This window comes from Streptomyces sp. NPDC046887, assembly GCF_040644755.1.
GTDB classification, from domain to species: domain Bacteria; phylum Actinomycetota; class Actinomycetes; order Streptomycetales; family Streptomycetaceae; genus Streptomyces; species Streptomyces lichenis.
Genome location: NZ_JBEYXH010000003.1, coordinates 266985 through 282885, shown reverse-complemented (window position 1 = coordinate 282885; position 15901 = coordinate 266985). Strand labels below are relative to the sequence as shown.

Here is a 15901-nt window from a genome sequence, read left to right as displayed (position 1 = left end):
GGCCGGTCCCGCCTCGTACCGGTCAGCGGTGGGTGAACTCCGGGGGGCGCTTCTCGGTGAACGCGGTCATGCCTTCCTTCTGGTCGGCGGTGGCGAACACGGCGTGGAAGACGCGGCGCTCGAAGCGGACGCCCTCGGTGAGCGTGGTCTCGAAGGCCCGGTTCACGGCCTCCTTGGCCATCATGGCGACCGGCGCGGACATCGAGGCGACCGTCTCGGCCACGGCCAGCGCCTCGGTGAGCAGGTCGTCGGCCGGGACGATCCGGGACACCAGCCCGGCGCGCTCGGCCTCCTCGGCGTCCATGGTCCGGCCGGTGAGGCAGAGCTCCATCGCCTTGGCCTTGCCGACGGCCCGGGTCAGCCGCTGGGAGCCGCCGATGCCGGGGATGACGCCGAGCTTGATCTCCGGCTGACCGAACGTCGCGGTGTCGGCGGCCAGCAGGATGTCGCACATCATGGCCAGCTCGCAGCCGCCGCCCAGCGCGTAGCCGGCGACCGCCGCCACGGTGGGGGTGCGCACCGCGGCGAAGCGGTCCCAGCCGGCGAACCAGTCGGCCTGGTACATGTCCATATAGGACTGCGGGCGCATCTCGCCGATGTCGGCCCCGGCGGCGAAGGCCTTGGCCGATCCGGTGATCACGATGCAGCCGGTGTCCGGGTCGCGGTCCAGCGCCTCGGCCGCGGCGACCACCTCGTCCATCAGCTGGAGGTTGAGGGCGTTGAGCGCCTTGGGGCGGTCAAGGGTGATCAGGGCGGCCCGGCCCTTGCGCTCGACCCGGATGGTGGAGAAGGGATGGGTGGAGGGGTCGAGGACGGTGGTGGTCACGACAGGGGTCCGATCTCGGGAGAGGGAGACGGGGAAGTGGGGGCAGGGTCGCGGAAGGTGCGGATGATGGCGGAGAAGTCCTGCTCGGCGCCGGGTCCTTCGGCGAAGGCCGCGTACATCCGGGCGGCGGCCAGGCCGAGGGCCGCGTCCACCCCGCCCTCGCGAATGGCGTTGGCGGCGAGGCCGAGGTCCTTGGCCATGAGCGGGGCGGCGAAGCCCGGGCGGTAGTCGCGGTTGGCGGGGCTGGAGGGGAGGGGGCCGGGCACGGGGCAGTTGACGGTGAGCGCCCAGCACTGGCCGGAGGCGGTGGAGGCCACGTCGAAGAGGGCCTGGTGGGACAGGCCCAGGCTCTCGCCGAGCACGAAGGCCTCGCCGACCGCGATCATCGAGATGCCCAGGATCATGTTGTTGCAGATCTTGGCGGCCTGCCCGGCGCCGGCCGCCCCGCAGTGCACGGCCTTCTTGCCCATGGCCGCGAGCACCGGTTCCGCCTCGGCGAACTCGGCCTCGCCGCCACCCGCCATGAAGGTGAGGGTGCCGGCCTCGGCGCCCATCACCCCGCCGGACACCGGGGCGTCCAGCGCGCGGTGCCCGGCCGCGGCCGCCGCCGCATGGGCGGCCCGGGCGTCGGCCACGTCGATGGTGGAGCAGTCCAGGAAGAGGGTGCCGGGGCGGGCGGCGGCCAGCAGGCCCTGCTCGTCGTAGAGGGCGAGGACATGGCGGCCGGCCGGGAGCATGGTGATGACGAGTCCGGCCTCGGTGGCGGCGGCCGGGGCGGAGGGGGCGACCTCCACTCCGGCGGCCTCGGCGGCGGCCAGCGATTCGGGCACCAGGTCGTAGCCGACCACCCGGTACCCGGCCTTGACCAGGTTGGCGGCCATCGGCCCGCCCATATGGCCGAGGCCGATGAAGGCGATGGTGGGGAGGGGGGTGAGGGAACGGGGGGAAGTCACCAGGGCACCTCCTGGGCCGGGTCGTCGGTGGTGGAGGGGGCGGACAGGCGGAGTTCGCGGTCGTCGCCGAGGGGGGCGAAGAAGCGGCGTACGTCCTCGTCGGAGACTTCGGCGAGGGTGGCGGGCCGCCAGCGCGGCTGCCGGTCCTTGTCGATCACCTGGGCGCGTACGCCCTCCACGAAGTCCGGGTGGGCGAGAGCCGCGCAGGAGACCCGGTACTCCTGCTCCAGGACCCGCTCCAGCGGCCCGAGCCGGCGGGCCCGGCGCACCGAGGCCAGGGTGACCTTCAGCGCGGTCGGCGACTTGGCGGCCAGGGTCTCGGCGGCCTCCTTGGCGGCGGGCGCACCGTGCGCGAGCAGCCGTTCGATGATCTCCTCCACGGTGTCCGCGGCGTAGCAGGCGTCGATCCACTCCCGGTGCCCGTCCAGTTCGCCGGGCGGGGCGGGGTGGACATGGCGGGAGACGACTTCGTGGACGGGGTCGGTGGTGAGGTCGGTGAGGAGGGTGGGGAGGGCGGTGGAGGGGACGAAGTGGTCGGCGAGGCCGCAGAGCAGGGCGTCCGCGGCGCCGACCGGGGTGCCGGTGAGGGCGAGATGGGTGCCCAGCTCGCCGGGGGCCAGGCCGAGGAGATAGGTGCCGCCCACGTCGGGGACGAAGCCGATGCCGGTCTCGGGCATGGCCACCCTGGAGCGCTCGGTGGTGATCCGTACGGTGCCGTGGGCCGAGACCCCGACGCCGCCGCCCATCACGATGCCGTCCATGAGGGCGACGTACGGCTTGGGGTAGCGGGCGATCCGGGCGTTGAGGCGGTACTCGTCCCGCCAGAACGCGGCCGCCTCCTCGGTGCCCGCCCGGGCGGAGGCGGAGATGGCGCGGATGTCGCCGCCCGCGCACAGCCCGCGCTCCCCGGCGCCGCTGATGACCACGGTCTGAACGGCCGGGTCGTGCTCCCAGGCGTCCAGGGCGGCGGCCAGGGTGGTCACCATGGGGTGGCTGAGCGCGTTGAGCGCCTTGGGGCGGTTGAGGAGGAGGTGGCCGGCCCTGCCCTCGGTCCGTACGAGGACGTCGGAGCTCTCGGTGTCCGGGGTCGGGGTCGGGGCCGGGGTCATCGGAGGGCCTCCGTGAGGCCTCGCGCCACGATCACGCGCATGATCTCGTTGGTTCCTTCCAGGATCTGGTGCACCCGCAGGTCGCGGACGATCTTCTCGATGCCGTACTCGCTGAGGTAGCCGTACCCGCCGTGCAGCTGGAGGGCCCGGTCGGCGACCGTGTACCCGGTGTCGGTGGCGAACCGCTTGGCCATCGCGCACAGCTGCGGCGCGTCCGGGCTGCCCCGGTCCAGGGCGTCCGCGGCCTGGCGGACCAGCGCCCGGGCGGCCGCCAGCTCGGTGGCCATGTCGGCGAGCCGGAACTGCAAAGCCTGGGCGTCCAGCAGCGGTGTGCCGAAGGCCTCCCGGTCGGCGAGGTAGGCGAGGCTGCGGTCCAGGGCGCTCTGGGCACCGCCCAGCGAGCAGGCCGCGATCCCGAGCCGGCCGCCGTTGAGCCCGTGCATGGCGATCCGGAAGCCGTCGCCCTCGGCGCCCAGCCGCCGGTCGGCCGGCACCCGCACCCCGTCCAGGATGACCTGGCGGGTGGGCTGCGCGTTCCAGCCCATCTTGCGCTCGTTGGGCCCGAAGGAGAGCCCGGGGTCGTCCCGTTCGACGACGAAGGCGGAGATCCCGCCGGGGCCGGAATCGCCGGTACGGGCCATCACCACGTACACGTCGGAGGCGCCGGCGCCGGAGATGAACTGCTTGACCCCGGTGAGGACATACGCGTCCCCGTCCCGTTCGGCGCGGGTGCGCAGCGCGGCGGCGTCGGAGCCCGCGCCCGGCTCGGTCAGGCAGTAGCTGCCCAGCTTCTCGGCCGCGCACAGGGCGGGCAGCCAGCGCTCGCGCTGCGCCTGGTCCCCGTACCGGTCGATCATCCAGCCGACCATGTTGTGGATGGAGAGGTAGCCGGCGATGGACGGGCAGCCGGTGGCCAGCACCTCGAAGACGAGGACGCCGTCGGAGCGGGTGAGGGCGGAGCCGCCGTGCTCCTCGCGGACGTAGACGCCGCCGAGGCCGAACTCGGCGGCCCGGCGCAGGACGTCCAGCGGAAAGTGCTTGTCCTGGTCCCAGGCGACGGCGTGCGGGGCGAGGTGCTCCTGGGCGAAGTCGAGGGTGACTTCGGCGAGGGCGAGTTGGTCCTTGCTGAGGGCGGTGCCCCCGCTGGTGGTCGTGGTGGTCATCGCGGTCAGCCCATCGTGGGGATGGTGAAGCTCGCGCCCTCCTTGACCCCGGAGGGCCAGCGGGAGGTCACGGTCTTGGTGCGGGTGTAGAAGCGGATGGCGTCCGGTCCGTGCTGGTTGAGGTCGCCGAAGCCGGACCGCTTCCAGCCGCCGAAGGTGTGGTACGCCACCGGGACCGGGATGGGCACGTTGACGCCGACCATGCCGGTGTCCACCCGGCGGGTGAAGTCGCGGGCGGTGTCCCCGTCCCGGGTGAAGATGGCCACGCCGTTGCCGTACGGGTGCTCGCTGGGCAGCCGCAGCGCCTCCTCGTAGTCGGCGGCGCGCACGACCGAGAGCACCGGGCCGAAGATCTCCTCGCGGTAGATCCGCATGGAGGGGGTGACCCGGTCGAAGAGGGTGGCCCCGGCGAAGAACCCGTTCTCGTGCCCGGGGAGAGTGAAGCCCCGTCCGTCCACGACGAGTTCGGCGCCCTCGTTGACGCCGATGTCCACATAGCGGGTGACCCGCTCCAGGGCGTCCCGGCCGACCAGCGGACCGAAGTCGGCCTCGGGGTCGTCGGAGCGGCCGATCCTCAGGGTGGCGATCCGCTCCTTGAGCTTCGCCACCAGGGCGTCGGCGGTCTCCTCGCCGACCGGCACGGCCACCGAGATCGCCATACAGCGCTCACCGGCCGAGCCGTACCCGGCGCCGATCAGGGCGTCCACGGCCTGGTCCAGATCGGCGTCCGGCATGACGATCATATGGTTCTTGGCACCGCCGAAGCACTGGGCGCGCTTGCCGTGCTTGGCGGCGGTGGCGTAGATATGCGCCGCGATCGGTGTGGAGCCGACGAAGCCGAGCGCCCGTACGCGGGGGTCCTCCAGCAGGACGTCCACGGTCTCCTTGCCGCCGTTGACCACGTTGAGCACGCCGGGCGGCAGGCCCGCCTCCAGGAAGAGCTCGGCGAGCCGCAGCGGGACCGAGGGGTCGCGCTCGGAGGGCTTGAGGATGAAGGCGTTGCCGCAGGCCAGCGCGGGCGCGGCCTTCCAGAGCGGGATCATCGCGGGGAAGTTGAACGGGGTGATGCCGGCGACCACGCCGAGCGGCCCGCGCAGCGAGTGGACGTCGATCCCGGTGCCGGCGTTGTCGGTGAACTCGCCCTTGAGCAGATGCGGGATACCGGCCGCGAACTCGACCACTTCCAGCCCGCGTTGGATGTCGCCGTGCGCGTCGGCGACCGTCTTGCCGTGCTCGGAGGAGAGCAGCCGGGCCAGTGACTCCCGCTCGCCCTCGATGAGTTGGAGGAAGCGGAGCATGACCCGGGCGCGGCGCTGCGGGTTCCACGCCGCCCACTCGGGCTGCGCGGCCTCGGCGTCGGCGATGGCGGCGAGGGTTTCGTCCCGGCCGGCCAGCGGCACCCGGGCCTGGACCTCGCCGGTGTTGGGGTCGTGGACGTCGGCATACAGCCCGGAGGTGCCGGGGGTGTGCTTTCCGCCGATGAAATGGGTCAGTTCGCGGACCATGGAAGCCTGCTCTCGTCGGGTGAGACTCACGTCAGGGGTGATCCGGGCATGGCACGGCAGCCCGGCGCGACGCACCGGTCGGATGCGCGCACGCCGATCGGCCGCCGCGGGACACGAAGGCGCGGGGATCGGGGGCGGGGCGGGCGCGGGGGTAGGGGCGGGGGCGGGGCTACGGATGCCCGGTCGCGCCCGGAGGCACGGACCCGCCCGGACGCCCGGAGGCGCCTGGGTGCGCGGACATGCCTGGGTGCGCGCCGGCGCCCGGGGACGCGGGTGCGCGCCGGGGCGCGGGAACGCACGGGTGCGCAGGTACGTGCCGGTGCACGGCTACGGACCGGGGCGCGGGAACGCCGCGGTACGCGGATTCGTGCCGGTACGCGGGTACGTGCCGGTACGCGGGAACGCACGGGTGCGCAGGTACGTGCCGCTTCACGGCCGCGTACCGGTGCGCGGGGACGCAGAGGTACGTGGGTACGCGCCGGTACGCGGGAACGCCGGGGCACGTGGGTACGTGCCGGAGCGCCGGTACGTGCCGGAGCGCGGCTACGCCGGGGTGCGCGGGTACGGGCCGGGGTGCGGCAACGCCGCGGTACGCGGGGGTGCGCGGAAGCCTCGCCGGATCACCAGGGTCACGGGTACGGACCGGTGCCATGCGTGTCTGCTCCATCCTCGTGGACAACACGGAACACCCCGCGGCCGGTATCCTGACTCCCGGTTCGGCGCACGCTCCCCGGCCTTCCCAGCGGATGGCTCCACCAGTGGCCTGACCTGCCTCTTCGGCAGCTTCTTCGGTAACGCGCTCCCCGGTCACAGTGGCGGGACCGTGCCGGATTCACACCGGCTTCCCTGCACCGCGGGCTTTTTCACGACGATATAGTTGGACGTCCTAGTAAGTCCATACCCCGCCGCGCGCGGCGGGGCGAGCGGACGCCCGGTCATCCACCGTGGTCCTCGGCGCCGGTCACTTCCCGCTGTCCTCGGCCAGGGTGTGGGCGACCAGGGCGTTGGCGTGGCCGTGACCGAGACCGTGCTCGGACTTCAGCCAGGAGACCAGCTCCATGTGCTTGCTCAGCGGCGAGGAGCGGATGAGCTCCTTCCATTCGGCGATGGGCCGGCCGTACTTCTTCTCGATCGAGGGGAAGTAGCTGGCGGGGCCCTTCACTGCGTCGGCCATGACGAGGTCCTCCGGTCTCTGCGAACCTCCGCACGTCACTGCGGGGGACTGCGGATCTTGTGGTGTCACCCGCTATGACCGGCGGAGTGACGCCGACTCATCGGCTGTGCGGTGTGCACCGCGTCACATCCACCGGGTACGGCCTCCCGCCGCCCGGGGGCGAAAAGCCGTGGCATCCCGTACCGCCCCGCGACCAGACTGCGCCGGGTGAAGCTGCATCTGAACGAGGTCCCCGTCGACGTACCACTGGTGCGCTCCCTGCTGGCGGCCGAGCGGCCGGAGTGGGCCGGGCTGCCGCTGGTGCCCGCGGGCTCGGGCACCGACAACGTCATGTACCGCCTCGGCGACGAGCTGCTCGTGCGCGTACCCCGGGACGCCGACCGGGCCCGGCCGCTGCGCAAGGAGCAGACCTGGCTGCCCCGGCTGGCGCCGCTGCTGACCCACCGGGTGCCCGAGCCCGTCCATGCCGGGGCGCCCACCGGGGCCTTCCCGCTCCCCTGGTCGGTGCACCGCTGGATCGACGGCGAGCACCCGGGCCCGGACACCGTGCACGACTGGGCCGCCTTCGGCGCGGACCTGGCCACCTTCGTACGCGGACTCCACACCGCCGACCTGATGGGCGCGAGCCGCGCCGGCGGGGACCTCGACTGGTACCGGGGCGGCACCCTGGCCCCCTGCGACGAGTGGGTCACCCGGGACCTGGCCGCCTGCCGCGCCCACGCCGGGACCGACCCCGCGTCCGAAGAAGCGGACCCCGCACTCGACTTCGACGCCCTGGAGGAGTTGTGGCGGGCGGCACTCGCGCTGCCCGAGCCGTCCGGGCCCCAGGGCTGGCTGCACGGCGACCTCAGACCGGCCAACCTCCTGGTCCGGGGCGGCACGCTGGCCGCGGTCATCGACTTCGGCGGGCTTTCGGTGGGCCACCCCGACGCCGAGCACGCCCCGGTCTGGGACCTGCCACCGGCCGCCCGGGACGCCTACCGGGACGCCCTGGCGCTCGACACCCCCACCTGGACCCGCGCCCGCGGCTGGGCCATCGCGGTCGCCGTCAGCGGGCTCGCCTACTACCGGCGCAGCTACCCCGCCTTCGCCGCCGAGTGCCGGGCCCGGCTGCGGGCCATCCAGGCCGACGCGGGCGGGCGTCGCTGACCTCGGCGGGGGCCGCCTTGCCGCCGTCTCGGCCGCACTTCTAGAGTGACCTTTCAGAGGGACCTTCTACAGCAACGTAGAACCGCCGGAGCGCCTCCGGAGACCGACGGTCCCAGAATGGTTCCGGAGGGCGGAGACCGTGTTCGGACTGAGTGAGCTCGCGATACTGCTGATCGTCGTCCTGCTCGTGTTCGGCGCCAAGAAGCTGCCCGAACTGGCGCGCAACGCCGGCAAGGCGGCCCGCATCCTCAAGAGCGAGGCGCGCGCCATGAAAGCCGAGAACGCGGAGCCGGAGCCGGAGCCGGTCGCCGAGCCTCGTGCCGGTGCGGCGACCGGCCCCGGTACAGCGAGTGGCCCGGCCCAGGACACCGCCGCCGGTGGCCCGGAGTCCGCGCGGCCCGGCGGCCAGGGCGGTGGGCCGGTGCTCCAGGGGCGGATCGTGGACCCGGGCGAGCGGATCGGCTCGGCCGACCCGGACGGGGCGCGGCGGCAGCCGTAGCCCTACAGTGCACGGATGCCGTCGTACAGCATTGGACAGGCCGCCCGGCTCCTGGGCGTCAGCCCGGAGACCGTGCGCAGATGGGCCGACAGCGGGCGGCTGCGCATGGACCGGGACGGGACCGGCAACCGGGTGATCGACGGGGTCGGGCTCGCCGCCTTCGCCACCGAGCGGGCGCGCGGCGCCCACCAGGTGCCGGACAGCGTGGTCACCTCGGTGCGCAACTCCTTCGCCGGGATCGTCACCGGGCTCGCGGTGGATGAGGTCGCCGCGCGGGTCGAGGTGCAGTGCGGCCCCCACCGGGTGGTGTCCGTGGTGACCCGTGAGGCGGTGGAGGAGCTGGGGATCGAGGTCGGGGTGACCGTGACCGCCCGGGTGAAGTCCACCAACGTCCATATCGACCTGGTCTGACACTTCGGCGTACGTGAAGGGCCGTAGGTGACCGGTCGTACGGGAAGGCGCGCATGAAGAGGCCCCGCCCCCAGCGACGGAGGGGGCGGGGCCGGGCGGTGCCGCCCCCGGCGACGGTGGGGGCGGAACCGCGTCCTTACGCCGGCGGCCCGCTGGGCGGGCGCCGGCGGTCTCAGCGGCAGAGCAGCGCCGCGTAGAGGTCGAGCTTGTGGTCCAGCCGGGTCAGGTCCCGGCCGGTCAGATCCTGGATGCGGCGGATGCGGTAGTGCACGGTGTTGACGTGCAGATGGAGCGCCTCGGCGGTGCGCGCCCAGGAGCAGTTGTGGGCGAGGAAGGCCTCCAGGGTGCGCAGCAGGGTGGCGTGCCCGGGTGAGCCTCCGTCCAGGAGGGGGCCGAGGGTGCGGGCGCTGAAGACCTCCCGTACGGCGGTGGGCATCCCGGTCAGCAGCGCCGGCAGCGTGGTCAGTTCGTCGGCCGCCCGCACACCGCCGGTCTCGGGGGCGGTCGCCCGGGCCGCGTCCCGTGCGTAGCGCGCCTGGGACAGCGCGGTGGACAGCGCGCCCGGCCCGGCTGCGGGCAGGCTGATCCCCGCGTACAGCGGCACCTCCGGGCGGGCGCCCAGGACCAGCGGCCAGAGGGCGGCGAGCCGGGCCGGCGTCTCGGCGTCGGCCTCCGGGTCGGTACGCACCACGGCGACCGCCTCACCGCGCCCGGCCGGGGCCACCGCGAAGGCGACCGGCCCCAGCAGCGCCAGCGCCTCCGCGAGCGCCCCCTCGGTGGGCGTCCTCTCCGTGAGCGTCTTCTCGGCGCCGGTCGGCGGGCGCGGCTCCCCAGCCTTCGCCCTCTCCGCCCTCTCCGCCCTCTCCGCCGTCTCCGCCGCCTCCGCGACGACCAGCCGGTACGGGCCGCCGTCGCCCGGCAGCCCCGCCGCCGCGAGGGCGGCCGCCAGTGCCTCCGGGTCGGGCGCGGGCGCGGCCAGCAGCCGGACCAGCTCACCGGCGGCCCGGCGGCGCACCGCGTGGCGGCCGGTGAGCGCCTGCCGGTACTGGGCCAGCACGTCGGCGATCTCGTGCAGCACCCGGGGCGGTGCCTCGGCGGCGCCCGGCACATGGAGGTACCAGGTGTCGTACGGGGTCCCCGCCTCCGCCCGTACCCGCAGCGTGGTCGCCGGAGAGGCGGGCCCGCCGGGCGCCGACGATGCTCGGGGGATCACCGCGGCCGCGCGGTCGGGCGGCAGCGGGGGCGCGCCCGGGGTGCGGGCGACGGTGCGGCCGGTGGCGGTGAGCAGATGGCCGGCCAGCGGGCCGAGGTGGGCGAAGGCCCGTTCCAGCAGCTCGTCCGGACCGGCCCCGCGGTCGATCAGCCGGCCGAGCTCGGCGCGGACGCCGCCGGGCAGCGCGTAGTGGACGCTGGGCGACCGGCTGAGATCGCCCCACCGGCGCAGGTACACCGCCTCGGTGACGGCCCGGAAGGTGGTGCGGGCGGGCACGGCGAGCAGCGCCACCCGGTGCTCCCGGCAGGACGCGGCCAGTTCGCCGGGGACCGCCCCGTGCGTCTCCTCGCCCGCGAGCAGCGCCGACACCCCCGCCCCGCGCAGCGCGGAGACGAACCGGTCGATCTTGCCGCGGCCGTCCCCGGGGGCCCACCAGACCAGGCCGCTGAGCACGATCTCGCCGGACTGGAGGAAGCGGGCCGGGTCCTCCAGATCGGTGGCGGTGACCCCGCCGATCTCCCGGGACAGCAGCTCGTCCTCGGCCCAGACGAGGTCGAGACCGAGGCCGTCGAGCTGGAGGAGGTGTCCGACGTGCACGCCCTGCCCCCTTCCCTCGGCCGAGTGGAGGGTGATCGGTCGTTCATCCGTCGCGATCTCACATTCACCAGGCGAAACTGGTGCTCAGGATTGTAAGTGCCAGGTCGAGGCCCGGGAAGGGCTCTTGGGTGATCACCCAACGGGGTGCCGTTTCCGCCTGGCGTTTTCCGTGTTCCAGCCCAGTCGTCTTCGGCCGGTGCCCCCGCTTCACTGGCCGTACCACCGATCGGCGGGAAGCCCATGGACCTGAACACCATCACCGAGGTGCGCGACGCCCGGCGCGGCGGCCCCTGGCGGCCGGGCGACGCCTGGCTCGGCGGCGGCACCTATCTCTTCTCCGAGCCGCAACCCCGGCTACGGCGGCTGCTGGACCTCGGCCGGATGGGCTGGCGGCCGCTGACCACGCTGCCGGACGGCGGCCTGGAGATCGCGGCGACCTGCACCATCACCGAGCTCTCCCGCTTCGGGCGGAGCCTGCGGGCCCCGGTGGCCGGGCTGGTCGAGCAGTGCTGCCGGGCCTTCCTCGCCTCGTTCAAGATCTGGAACATGGCGACCGTCGGCGGGAACCTCTGCAACGCCCTGCCCGCCGGCCCGATGATCTCGCTGACCGCCGCCCTGGACGGCGTCTGCCTGCTGCGCGCCCAGGACGGCTCCCTCCGGCGCGTCAAGGCGGCCGACTTCGTCACCGGGGCAGGCCTGAAGGACCTGGGCGAGGGGGAGTTGCTGCGCTCGGTCACCGTCCCGGCCCGTGCCCTCGCCTCCCGTACCGCCTTCCGCCAGGCCTCCCTCTACGGGCTGGGCCGCTCCGCCGCCCTGGTCATCGGGGCCCTGGACCCGGTGGACGGCTCGCTCGCGGTGACGGTGACCGCCGCGACCGTACGGCCGGTCCGGCTCTGGTTCCCGCTGCCACCGGACGCGGCCGGGCTGCGCGGCGCCCTGGCGGCCGCGACCCGCGCGCAGGACTGGTTCGACGACATCCACGGGCTGCCCGAGTGGCGGCGGCACATGGCCTTCCGGTACGCCGAGGAGGTCCGCCGCGAGCTGGCGCACCCCGTCCGCGGAGAGGGCGGTACGCGATGAGCTTCGGCATCCGGGTCAACGGGCGGGCCCACGGCGAGGAACCGCGGGCTGGGCAGTGCCTGCGCACCTATCTGCGCGAGCGCGGCTGGTTCGGCGTGAAGAAGGGGTGCGACGCGGGCGACTGCGGCGCCTGCACCGTGCAGGTGGACGGCCGTCCGGTGCACAGCTGCGTCTACCCGGCCGTCCGCGCCGAGGGCCGTACGGTCACCACCGTCGAGGGCCTGTGCTCCCCCGCCCGCCCGCCGGCCGGCGGCCCCACCGCGGCCCCGGGGGCCGAACTCCACCCCGTACAGCAGCGGTTCCTGGACGCCCAGGGGTTCCAGTGCGGCTTCTGCACCGCCGGGTTCCTGATGACCACCGCCGCCCTGGAGGCCGAGCGCGGCACCGAGGACGACGACGGCAAGCTGGACGACCTGCCGCGCGCCTTCAAGGGCAACCTCTGCCGCTGCACCGGCTACCGCGCCATCGAGGACGCCGTACGCGGGGTGAAGCACACCGAGCGGCCGGAGGCGGGCGCCGCCGTGGGGCGGAAGGTCGGCGCACCGGCCGGGCCCCACGTGGTCACCGGCACCGCCCGCTACACCTTCGACATCGAGGTGCCCGGGCTGCTGCATATGAAGCTGCTGCGCTCACCGCACCCGCACGCCCGGATCACCGCCATCGACACCGCCGCCGCCCTCCGGGTCCCCGGGGTGGTCGCCGTGTTCACCCACGAGGACGCCCCGGACCGCCTCTACTCCTCCGCCCGCCATGAGCATCCCACCGAGGACCCGGACGACACCCGGGTGCTGGACTCCACCGTCCGGTACGTGGGACAGCGGGTGGCCGCCGTGGTCGCGGAGAGCGAGCAGGCGGCCGAGGAGGGGTGCCGCAGGGTGGAGGTGGTCTACGAGCAACTTCCGTATGTCACCGACCCGGAGGCGGCCATGCGGCCCGGCGCGCCCGCGCTGCACGGTGACAAGGGTCCCGAGGCGCGGATCGCCCGGGCCGAGGTCAATGTGGCCGGCGAGGTGCACGGCGAGACCGGCGATGTGGAGGCGGGCTTCGCCGAGGCGGACGCGGTCTACGAGGAGACCTTCCGCACCCAGCGGGTGCAGCACGCCAGCCTGGAGACCCACGGCTGCGTGGCCTACTTCGAACCGCGTGGATCGGGAGGTGGCGAGGAACCGCACGGGTCGGGGGGCGGCGAGCGGCCGACCGAGGAGCCGACGGGCGGCCGGCGGCCGACCACGGAACCGGGGGACGCCGAACGGCTGGTCGTACGGTCCTCCACCCAGACCCCCTTCCTGACCCGCCGCGCCCTGTGCGCCCTGTACGACCTGCCGGAGGAGGACGTCCGGATGGTGGCGGGCCGGGTCGGCGGCGGCTTCGGCGGCAAGCAGGAGATGCTGACCGAGGACATCGCCGTCCTCGCCGCGCTGCGGCTGCGCCGCCCGGTGAAGCTGGAGTTCACCCGGGCCGAGCAGTTCCACGGGACCACCACCCGCCACCCGTTCACCGTCACCGTCAAGGCCGGCGCCCGCGCCGACGGCACCCTCACCGCGCTGCGGATGCGGGTGGTCTCCGACACCGGGGCGTACGGCAACCACGGGCCAGGCGTGATGTTCCACAGTGTGGGCGAGTCCTTCGCGGTCTACCGCGCCCCGCACAAGAAGGTGGACGCCTTCGCCGTCTACACCAACTCCGTCCCGGCGGGCGCCTTCCGCGGCTACGGCCTCGGCCAGGTGCTCTTCGCCCTGGAGTCGGTGATGGACGAACTCGCCCACCGGCTGGGCCTGGACCCGCTGGTGATCCGGGAGCGGAACGCCATCGGCCCCGGCGACCACCTGGTGAGCCCCGTCGGTGAGGAAGAGGAGGACCTGCACATCGCCTCCTACGGTCTGGACCAGTGCCTCTCGGTGGTCCGCCGGGCCCGGGCCGAGGGCACCGGCGCCGCCGAGGTCCCGGACGGCTGGCTGGTCGGCCAGGGCAGCGCGCTCGCCATGATCGCCACCAGCCCGCCCGGCGGCCACCACGCCGACGCCCGGGTCTCCCTGCTTCCCGACGGCGGCTACGACGTGGCCGTGGGTACCGCCGAGTTCGGCAACGGCACCACCACCGTCCACCAGCAGCTCGCCGCCGGGGCGCTGGCCACCACCGAGGACCGGGTCGCCATCCGCCAGTCCGACACCGACATCGTCCGCCATGACACCGGCGCCTTCGGCTCGGCCGGCACGGTGGTCGCCGGCAAGGCCGTGCTGCTCGCCGCGACCTCGCTGGCCGAACGGCTGCGGGGCTACGCCGCCCGCCTCAGCGCCGCCGCCCGCCATCTCTGCGTCCTCGGGCCCGAGTCGGTGGACTGCGCCGGCCGTACGGTGACCCTGAAGGAGCTGTGCGAGGCGGCGCACACGAGCGGGCACCTGGCGGAACTGTCCGCCGACGGCCACTTCGGCGGCACCCCGCGCTCGGTGGCCTTCAACGCCCAGTGGTTCAGCGTCGCGGTGGACCCGGACACCGGGGAGATCCGCATCCTGCGCAGCGTGCACGCCGCCGACGCGGGGGTGGTGATGAACCCGATGCAGTGCCGGGGCCAGGTCGAGGGCGGCGTCGCCCAGGCGCTCGGCGCCACCCTCTTCGAGCACGTCCGGACCGACGAGCGCGGGGAGGTCACCACGGCTGCCTTCCGCCGCTACCGGCTGCCGCAGTACGCCGATGTGCCCCGCACCGAGGTCCACTTCACCGAGACCCGGGACGCCATCGGGCCGCTGGGCGCCAAGTCGATGAGCGAGAGCCCGTTCAACCCGGTGGCGCCCGCCTTCGCCAACGCCCTGCGGGACGCCACGGGCATCCGGTTCACCGAGCTGCCGGTCACCCGGGACCGGGTCTGGCTGGCGATGGCCCGAGCGGCGAAGCGGTCGGAGGTGGATCCCGGCGACTGAGACCGCCCAGCGGACGGGACCGCTCGGCCAACAGGACCGCCCGGCGCACGAGACCGCCCGGCGGACGGGACCGCTCAACGCACGAGACCGCCCGGCGGCTGGCGCCTCTCGGCGGATGAGACCGGGAATACGAGCCCTCCTCTCGTACCAAGCTCACAACTGCGAAGTAACAAGCGCCCTTTGACTGACATACGGGATTGGCGATCGACCCGGCCGGGTAATCCCCGCCCAGCCGCGTCAGCCGCGCCGGAGGCGTACCGCCCCGGCCGCCGCCCGCCCGCCGTTCGGAGGGGACCCCGATGACCGCCCGCACCCCCATCACCGACACCACCCCCGTCCCCTCCCCCTCTCCCTCCCTCTCCGCCCGCCCCTTCCGGGTGCACGGGCAGGTCGCCCGGCCGCTGACCCTGACCGTGGCCGAGCTGCGCACGCGCTGGAGCGGGCACCGCGCCGAGGTCGTCTTCCACTGCGCCCAGAGCGGGCCGCGCCGGCACACCTTCCACGGGCCGCTGCTCCGCGAGGTGCTGGCCGCCGCCGCGCCTCGCTTCGACCCGCGCCGCCGCAAGGACCGCTCACGCTTCCTGGTCGCGGTCGGCGGCCGGGACGGCCACCACACGGTGCTCTCCTGGGCCGAGATCGACGCCGACTTCGGCGACGCCCCGCTGCTGCTCGCCACCCGGATGGACGACCGCGACCTCGATCCGGACGGCTGCCAGCTGGTGGTGCCCACCGACCACTGCGGCGCCCGCTACATCAGCGCGGTGACCAGCGTCTGGGTCGGCGCCTGCGGCCTCGATGGGACTCCGCCCGCCGCTCCTCGATAAAGCCCCCATAATGCCCCCATGCGGATCTCAGCCAGAGCGGACTACGCGGTGCGGGCCGCCCTGCTGCTCGCGGCCGGGTCCCCGACCGGCCCCCTGAAGGCGGAGGCGATCGCCGACGCCCAGGACATCCCGCACAAGTTCCTCGAAGGCATCCTCAACGACATGCGGCGCGGCGGCCTGGTCATCAGCCAGCGCGGGGTGAACGGCGGCTACCGGCTCGCCCGACCGGCGACGGAGATCAGCATCGCGGACGTGGTACGGGCGGTGGACGGCCCCCTGGTCTCGGTACGGGGCGTCCGCCCGCCCGAACTCTCCTACAGCGGCCCCGCCGAGTCGCTGCTGCCGCTGTGGATCGCGCTCCGGGCCAATGTCCGGCAGATCCTCGAAGGGGTGACCCTGGCGGATGTCACCTCCGGCCGCCTGCCCGCCGAGGTGCACGCCCTCACCGAGAACCCGGCCGCCTGGACCAATCCCTGACGA

General features: G+C 74.1%; 14 protein-coding genes and 1 riboswitch. Of the genes, 7 read left to right on the top strand and 7 right to left on the bottom strand.

What is annotated here, in order from left to right; translation table 11 throughout:
- Positions 1-22: 22 nt before the first annotated feature.
- The 6 genes from ABZ945_RS06005 to ABZ945_RS05980 form a co-directional block, all read right to left on the bottom strand.
- A complete protein-coding gene (locus ABZ945_RS06005) occupies positions 23-826 on the bottom strand; it encodes an enoyl-CoA hydratase (protein WP_361264529.1) in 804 nt (267 codons plus the stop codon).
- Entirely contained in the window at positions 823-1779 is a 957-nt protein-coding gene (gene mmsB, locus ABZ945_RS06000) for a 3-hydroxyisobutyrate dehydrogenase (RefSeq protein WP_361264526.1), read from the bottom strand. Before mmsB ends, ABZ945_RS06005 begins: the two co-directional genes overlap by 4 nt.
- The gene (locus ABZ945_RS05995) at positions 1776-2888 is read right to left on the bottom strand and encodes an enoyl-CoA hydratase/isomerase family protein (RefSeq protein ID WP_361264523.1); all 1113 of its coding nucleotides are present in this window, start codon (positions 2886-2888) and stop codon (positions 1776-1778) included. The genes mmsB and ABZ945_RS05995 overlap by 4 nt, the downstream gene beginning before the upstream one ends.
- Positions 2885-4051 (bottom strand): acyl-CoA dehydrogenase family protein, encoded by a 1167-nt coding sequence (locus ABZ945_RS05990; RefSeq protein ID WP_361264520.1) that lies wholly within the window; start codon positions 4049-4051, stop codon positions 2885-2887. Before ABZ945_RS05990 ends, ABZ945_RS05995 begins: the two co-directional genes overlap by 4 nt.
- Before the next feature lie 5 nt (positions 4052-4056).
- The gene (locus ABZ945_RS05985; protein WP_361264685.1) at positions 4057-5556 is read right to left on the bottom strand and encodes a CoA-acylating methylmalonate-semialdehyde dehydrogenase; all 1500 of its coding nucleotides are present in this window, start codon (positions 5554-5556) and stop codon (positions 4057-4059) included.
- Positions 5557-6232: 676 nt separating this feature from the next.
- A riboswitch (cobalamin riboswitch) is annotated at positions 6233-6427 on the bottom strand.
- A 90-nt stretch (positions 6428-6517) separates the two neighbouring features.
- On the bottom strand, positions 6518-6730 hold the full coding sequence (locus tag ABZ945_RS05980; RefSeq protein ID WP_361264517.1) for a DUF4287 domain-containing protein: 213 nt from the start codon (positions 6728-6730) through the stop codon (positions 6518-6520).
- Positions 6731-6937: 207 nt separating this feature from the next.
- Between ABZ945_RS05980 and ABZ945_RS05975 the strand changes: the two genes are divergently transcribed.
- The 3 genes from ABZ945_RS05975 to ABZ945_RS05965 all read left to right on the top strand — a co-directional run bounded on the left by ABZ945_RS05975 (position 6938) and on the right by ABZ945_RS05965 (position 8789).
- Entirely contained in the window at positions 6938-7879 is a 942-nt protein-coding gene (locus tag ABZ945_RS05975; RefSeq protein WP_361264514.1) for an aminoglycoside phosphotransferase family protein, read from the top strand.
- Between the two features lie 139 nt (positions 7880-8018).
- Entirely contained in the window at positions 8019-8378 is a 360-nt protein-coding gene (tatA, locus tag ABZ945_RS05970; protein WP_361264511.1) for a twin-arginine translocase TatA/TatE family subunit, read from the top strand.
- Between the two features lie 15 nt (positions 8379-8393).
- Positions 8394-8789: a helix-turn-helix transcriptional regulator gene (locus ABZ945_RS05965; protein WP_361264508.1), complete on the top strand. Its 396-nt coding sequence runs from the start codon at positions 8394-8396 to the stop codon at positions 8787-8789.
- A gap of 172 nt (positions 8790-8961) precedes the next feature.
- On the opposite strand, the gene ABZ945_RS05960 is transcribed toward ABZ945_RS05965, so the two are convergent.
- Positions 8962-10599 carry a helix-turn-helix domain-containing protein gene (locus ABZ945_RS05960; protein WP_361264505.1) on the bottom strand — a complete coding sequence of 546 codons (1638 nt, stop codon included), beginning with the start codon at positions 10597-10599 and terminating at the stop codon, positions 8962-8964.
- 240 nt (positions 10600-10839) lie between these two features.
- Here ABZ945_RS05960 and ABZ945_RS05955 point away from each other — a divergent pair, with 240 nt between their 5' ends.
- From ABZ945_RS05955 to ABZ945_RS05940, 4 genes are all read left to right on the top strand, one after another.
- The gene (locus tag ABZ945_RS05955; protein ID WP_361264503.1) at positions 10840-11679 is read left to right on the top strand and encodes an FAD binding domain-containing protein; all 840 of its coding nucleotides are present in this window, start codon (positions 10840-10842) and stop codon (positions 11677-11679) included.
- Positions 11676-14597 (top strand): molybdopterin cofactor-binding domain-containing protein, encoded by a 2922-nt coding sequence (locus ABZ945_RS05950; protein WP_361264501.1) that lies wholly within the window; start codon positions 11676-11678, stop codon positions 14595-14597. The genes ABZ945_RS05955 and ABZ945_RS05950 overlap by 4 nt, the downstream gene beginning before the upstream one ends.
- A gap of 299 nt (positions 14598-14896) precedes the next feature.
- The gene (locus tag ABZ945_RS05945) at positions 14897-15421 is read left to right on the top strand and encodes a molybdopterin-dependent oxidoreductase (RefSeq protein WP_361264498.1); all 525 of its coding nucleotides are present in this window, start codon (positions 14897-14899) and stop codon (positions 15419-15421) included.
- 18 nt (positions 15422-15439) lie between these two features.
- Positions 15440-15898, top strand: coding sequence for an Rrf2 family transcriptional regulator (locus ABZ945_RS05940; RefSeq protein ID WP_248635831.1), 459 nt, complete (start codon positions 15440-15442; stop codon positions 15896-15898).
- Positions 15899-15901 lie beyond the last annotated feature (3 nt).

Excerpts from the sequence above, each read along its gene's own strand:
- ABZ945_RS05995 (WP_361264523.1), bottom strand. The coding sequence starts at position 2,888 with ATGACCCCGGCCCCGACCCCGACCCCGGACACCGAGAGCTCCGACGTC.
- ABZ945_RS05990 (WP_361264520.1), bottom strand. The coding sequence starts at position 4,051 with ATGACCACCACGACCACCAGCGGGGGCACCGCCCTCAGCAAGGACCAA.
- ABZ945_RS05985 (WP_361264685.1), bottom strand. The coding sequence starts at position 5,556 with ATGGTCCGCGAACTGACCCATTTCATCGGCGGAAAGCACACCCCCGGC.
- ABZ945_RS05980 (WP_361264517.1), bottom strand. The coding sequence starts at position 6,730 with ATGGCCGACGCAGTGAAGGGCCCCGCCAGCTACTTCCCCTCGATCGAG.
- ABZ945_RS05965 (WP_361264508.1), top strand. The coding sequence starts at position 8,394 with ATGCCGTCGTACAGCATTGGACAGGCCGCCCGGCTCCTGGGCGTCAGC.
- ABZ945_RS05955 (WP_361264503.1), top strand. The coding sequence starts at position 10,840 with ATGGACCTGAACACCATCACCGAGGTGCGCGACGCCCGGCGCGGCGGC.
- ABZ945_RS05950 (WP_361264501.1), top strand. The coding sequence starts at position 11,676 with ATGAGCTTCGGCATCCGGGTCAACGGGCGGGCCCACGGCGAGGAACCG.
- ABZ945_RS05945 (WP_361264498.1), top strand. The coding sequence starts at position 14,897 with ATGACCGCCCGCACCCCCATCACCGACACCACCCCCGTCCCCTCCCCC.
- ABZ945_RS05940 (WP_248635831.1), top strand. The coding sequence starts at position 15,440 with ATGCGGATCTCAGCCAGAGCGGACTACGCGGTGCGGGCCGCCCTGCTG.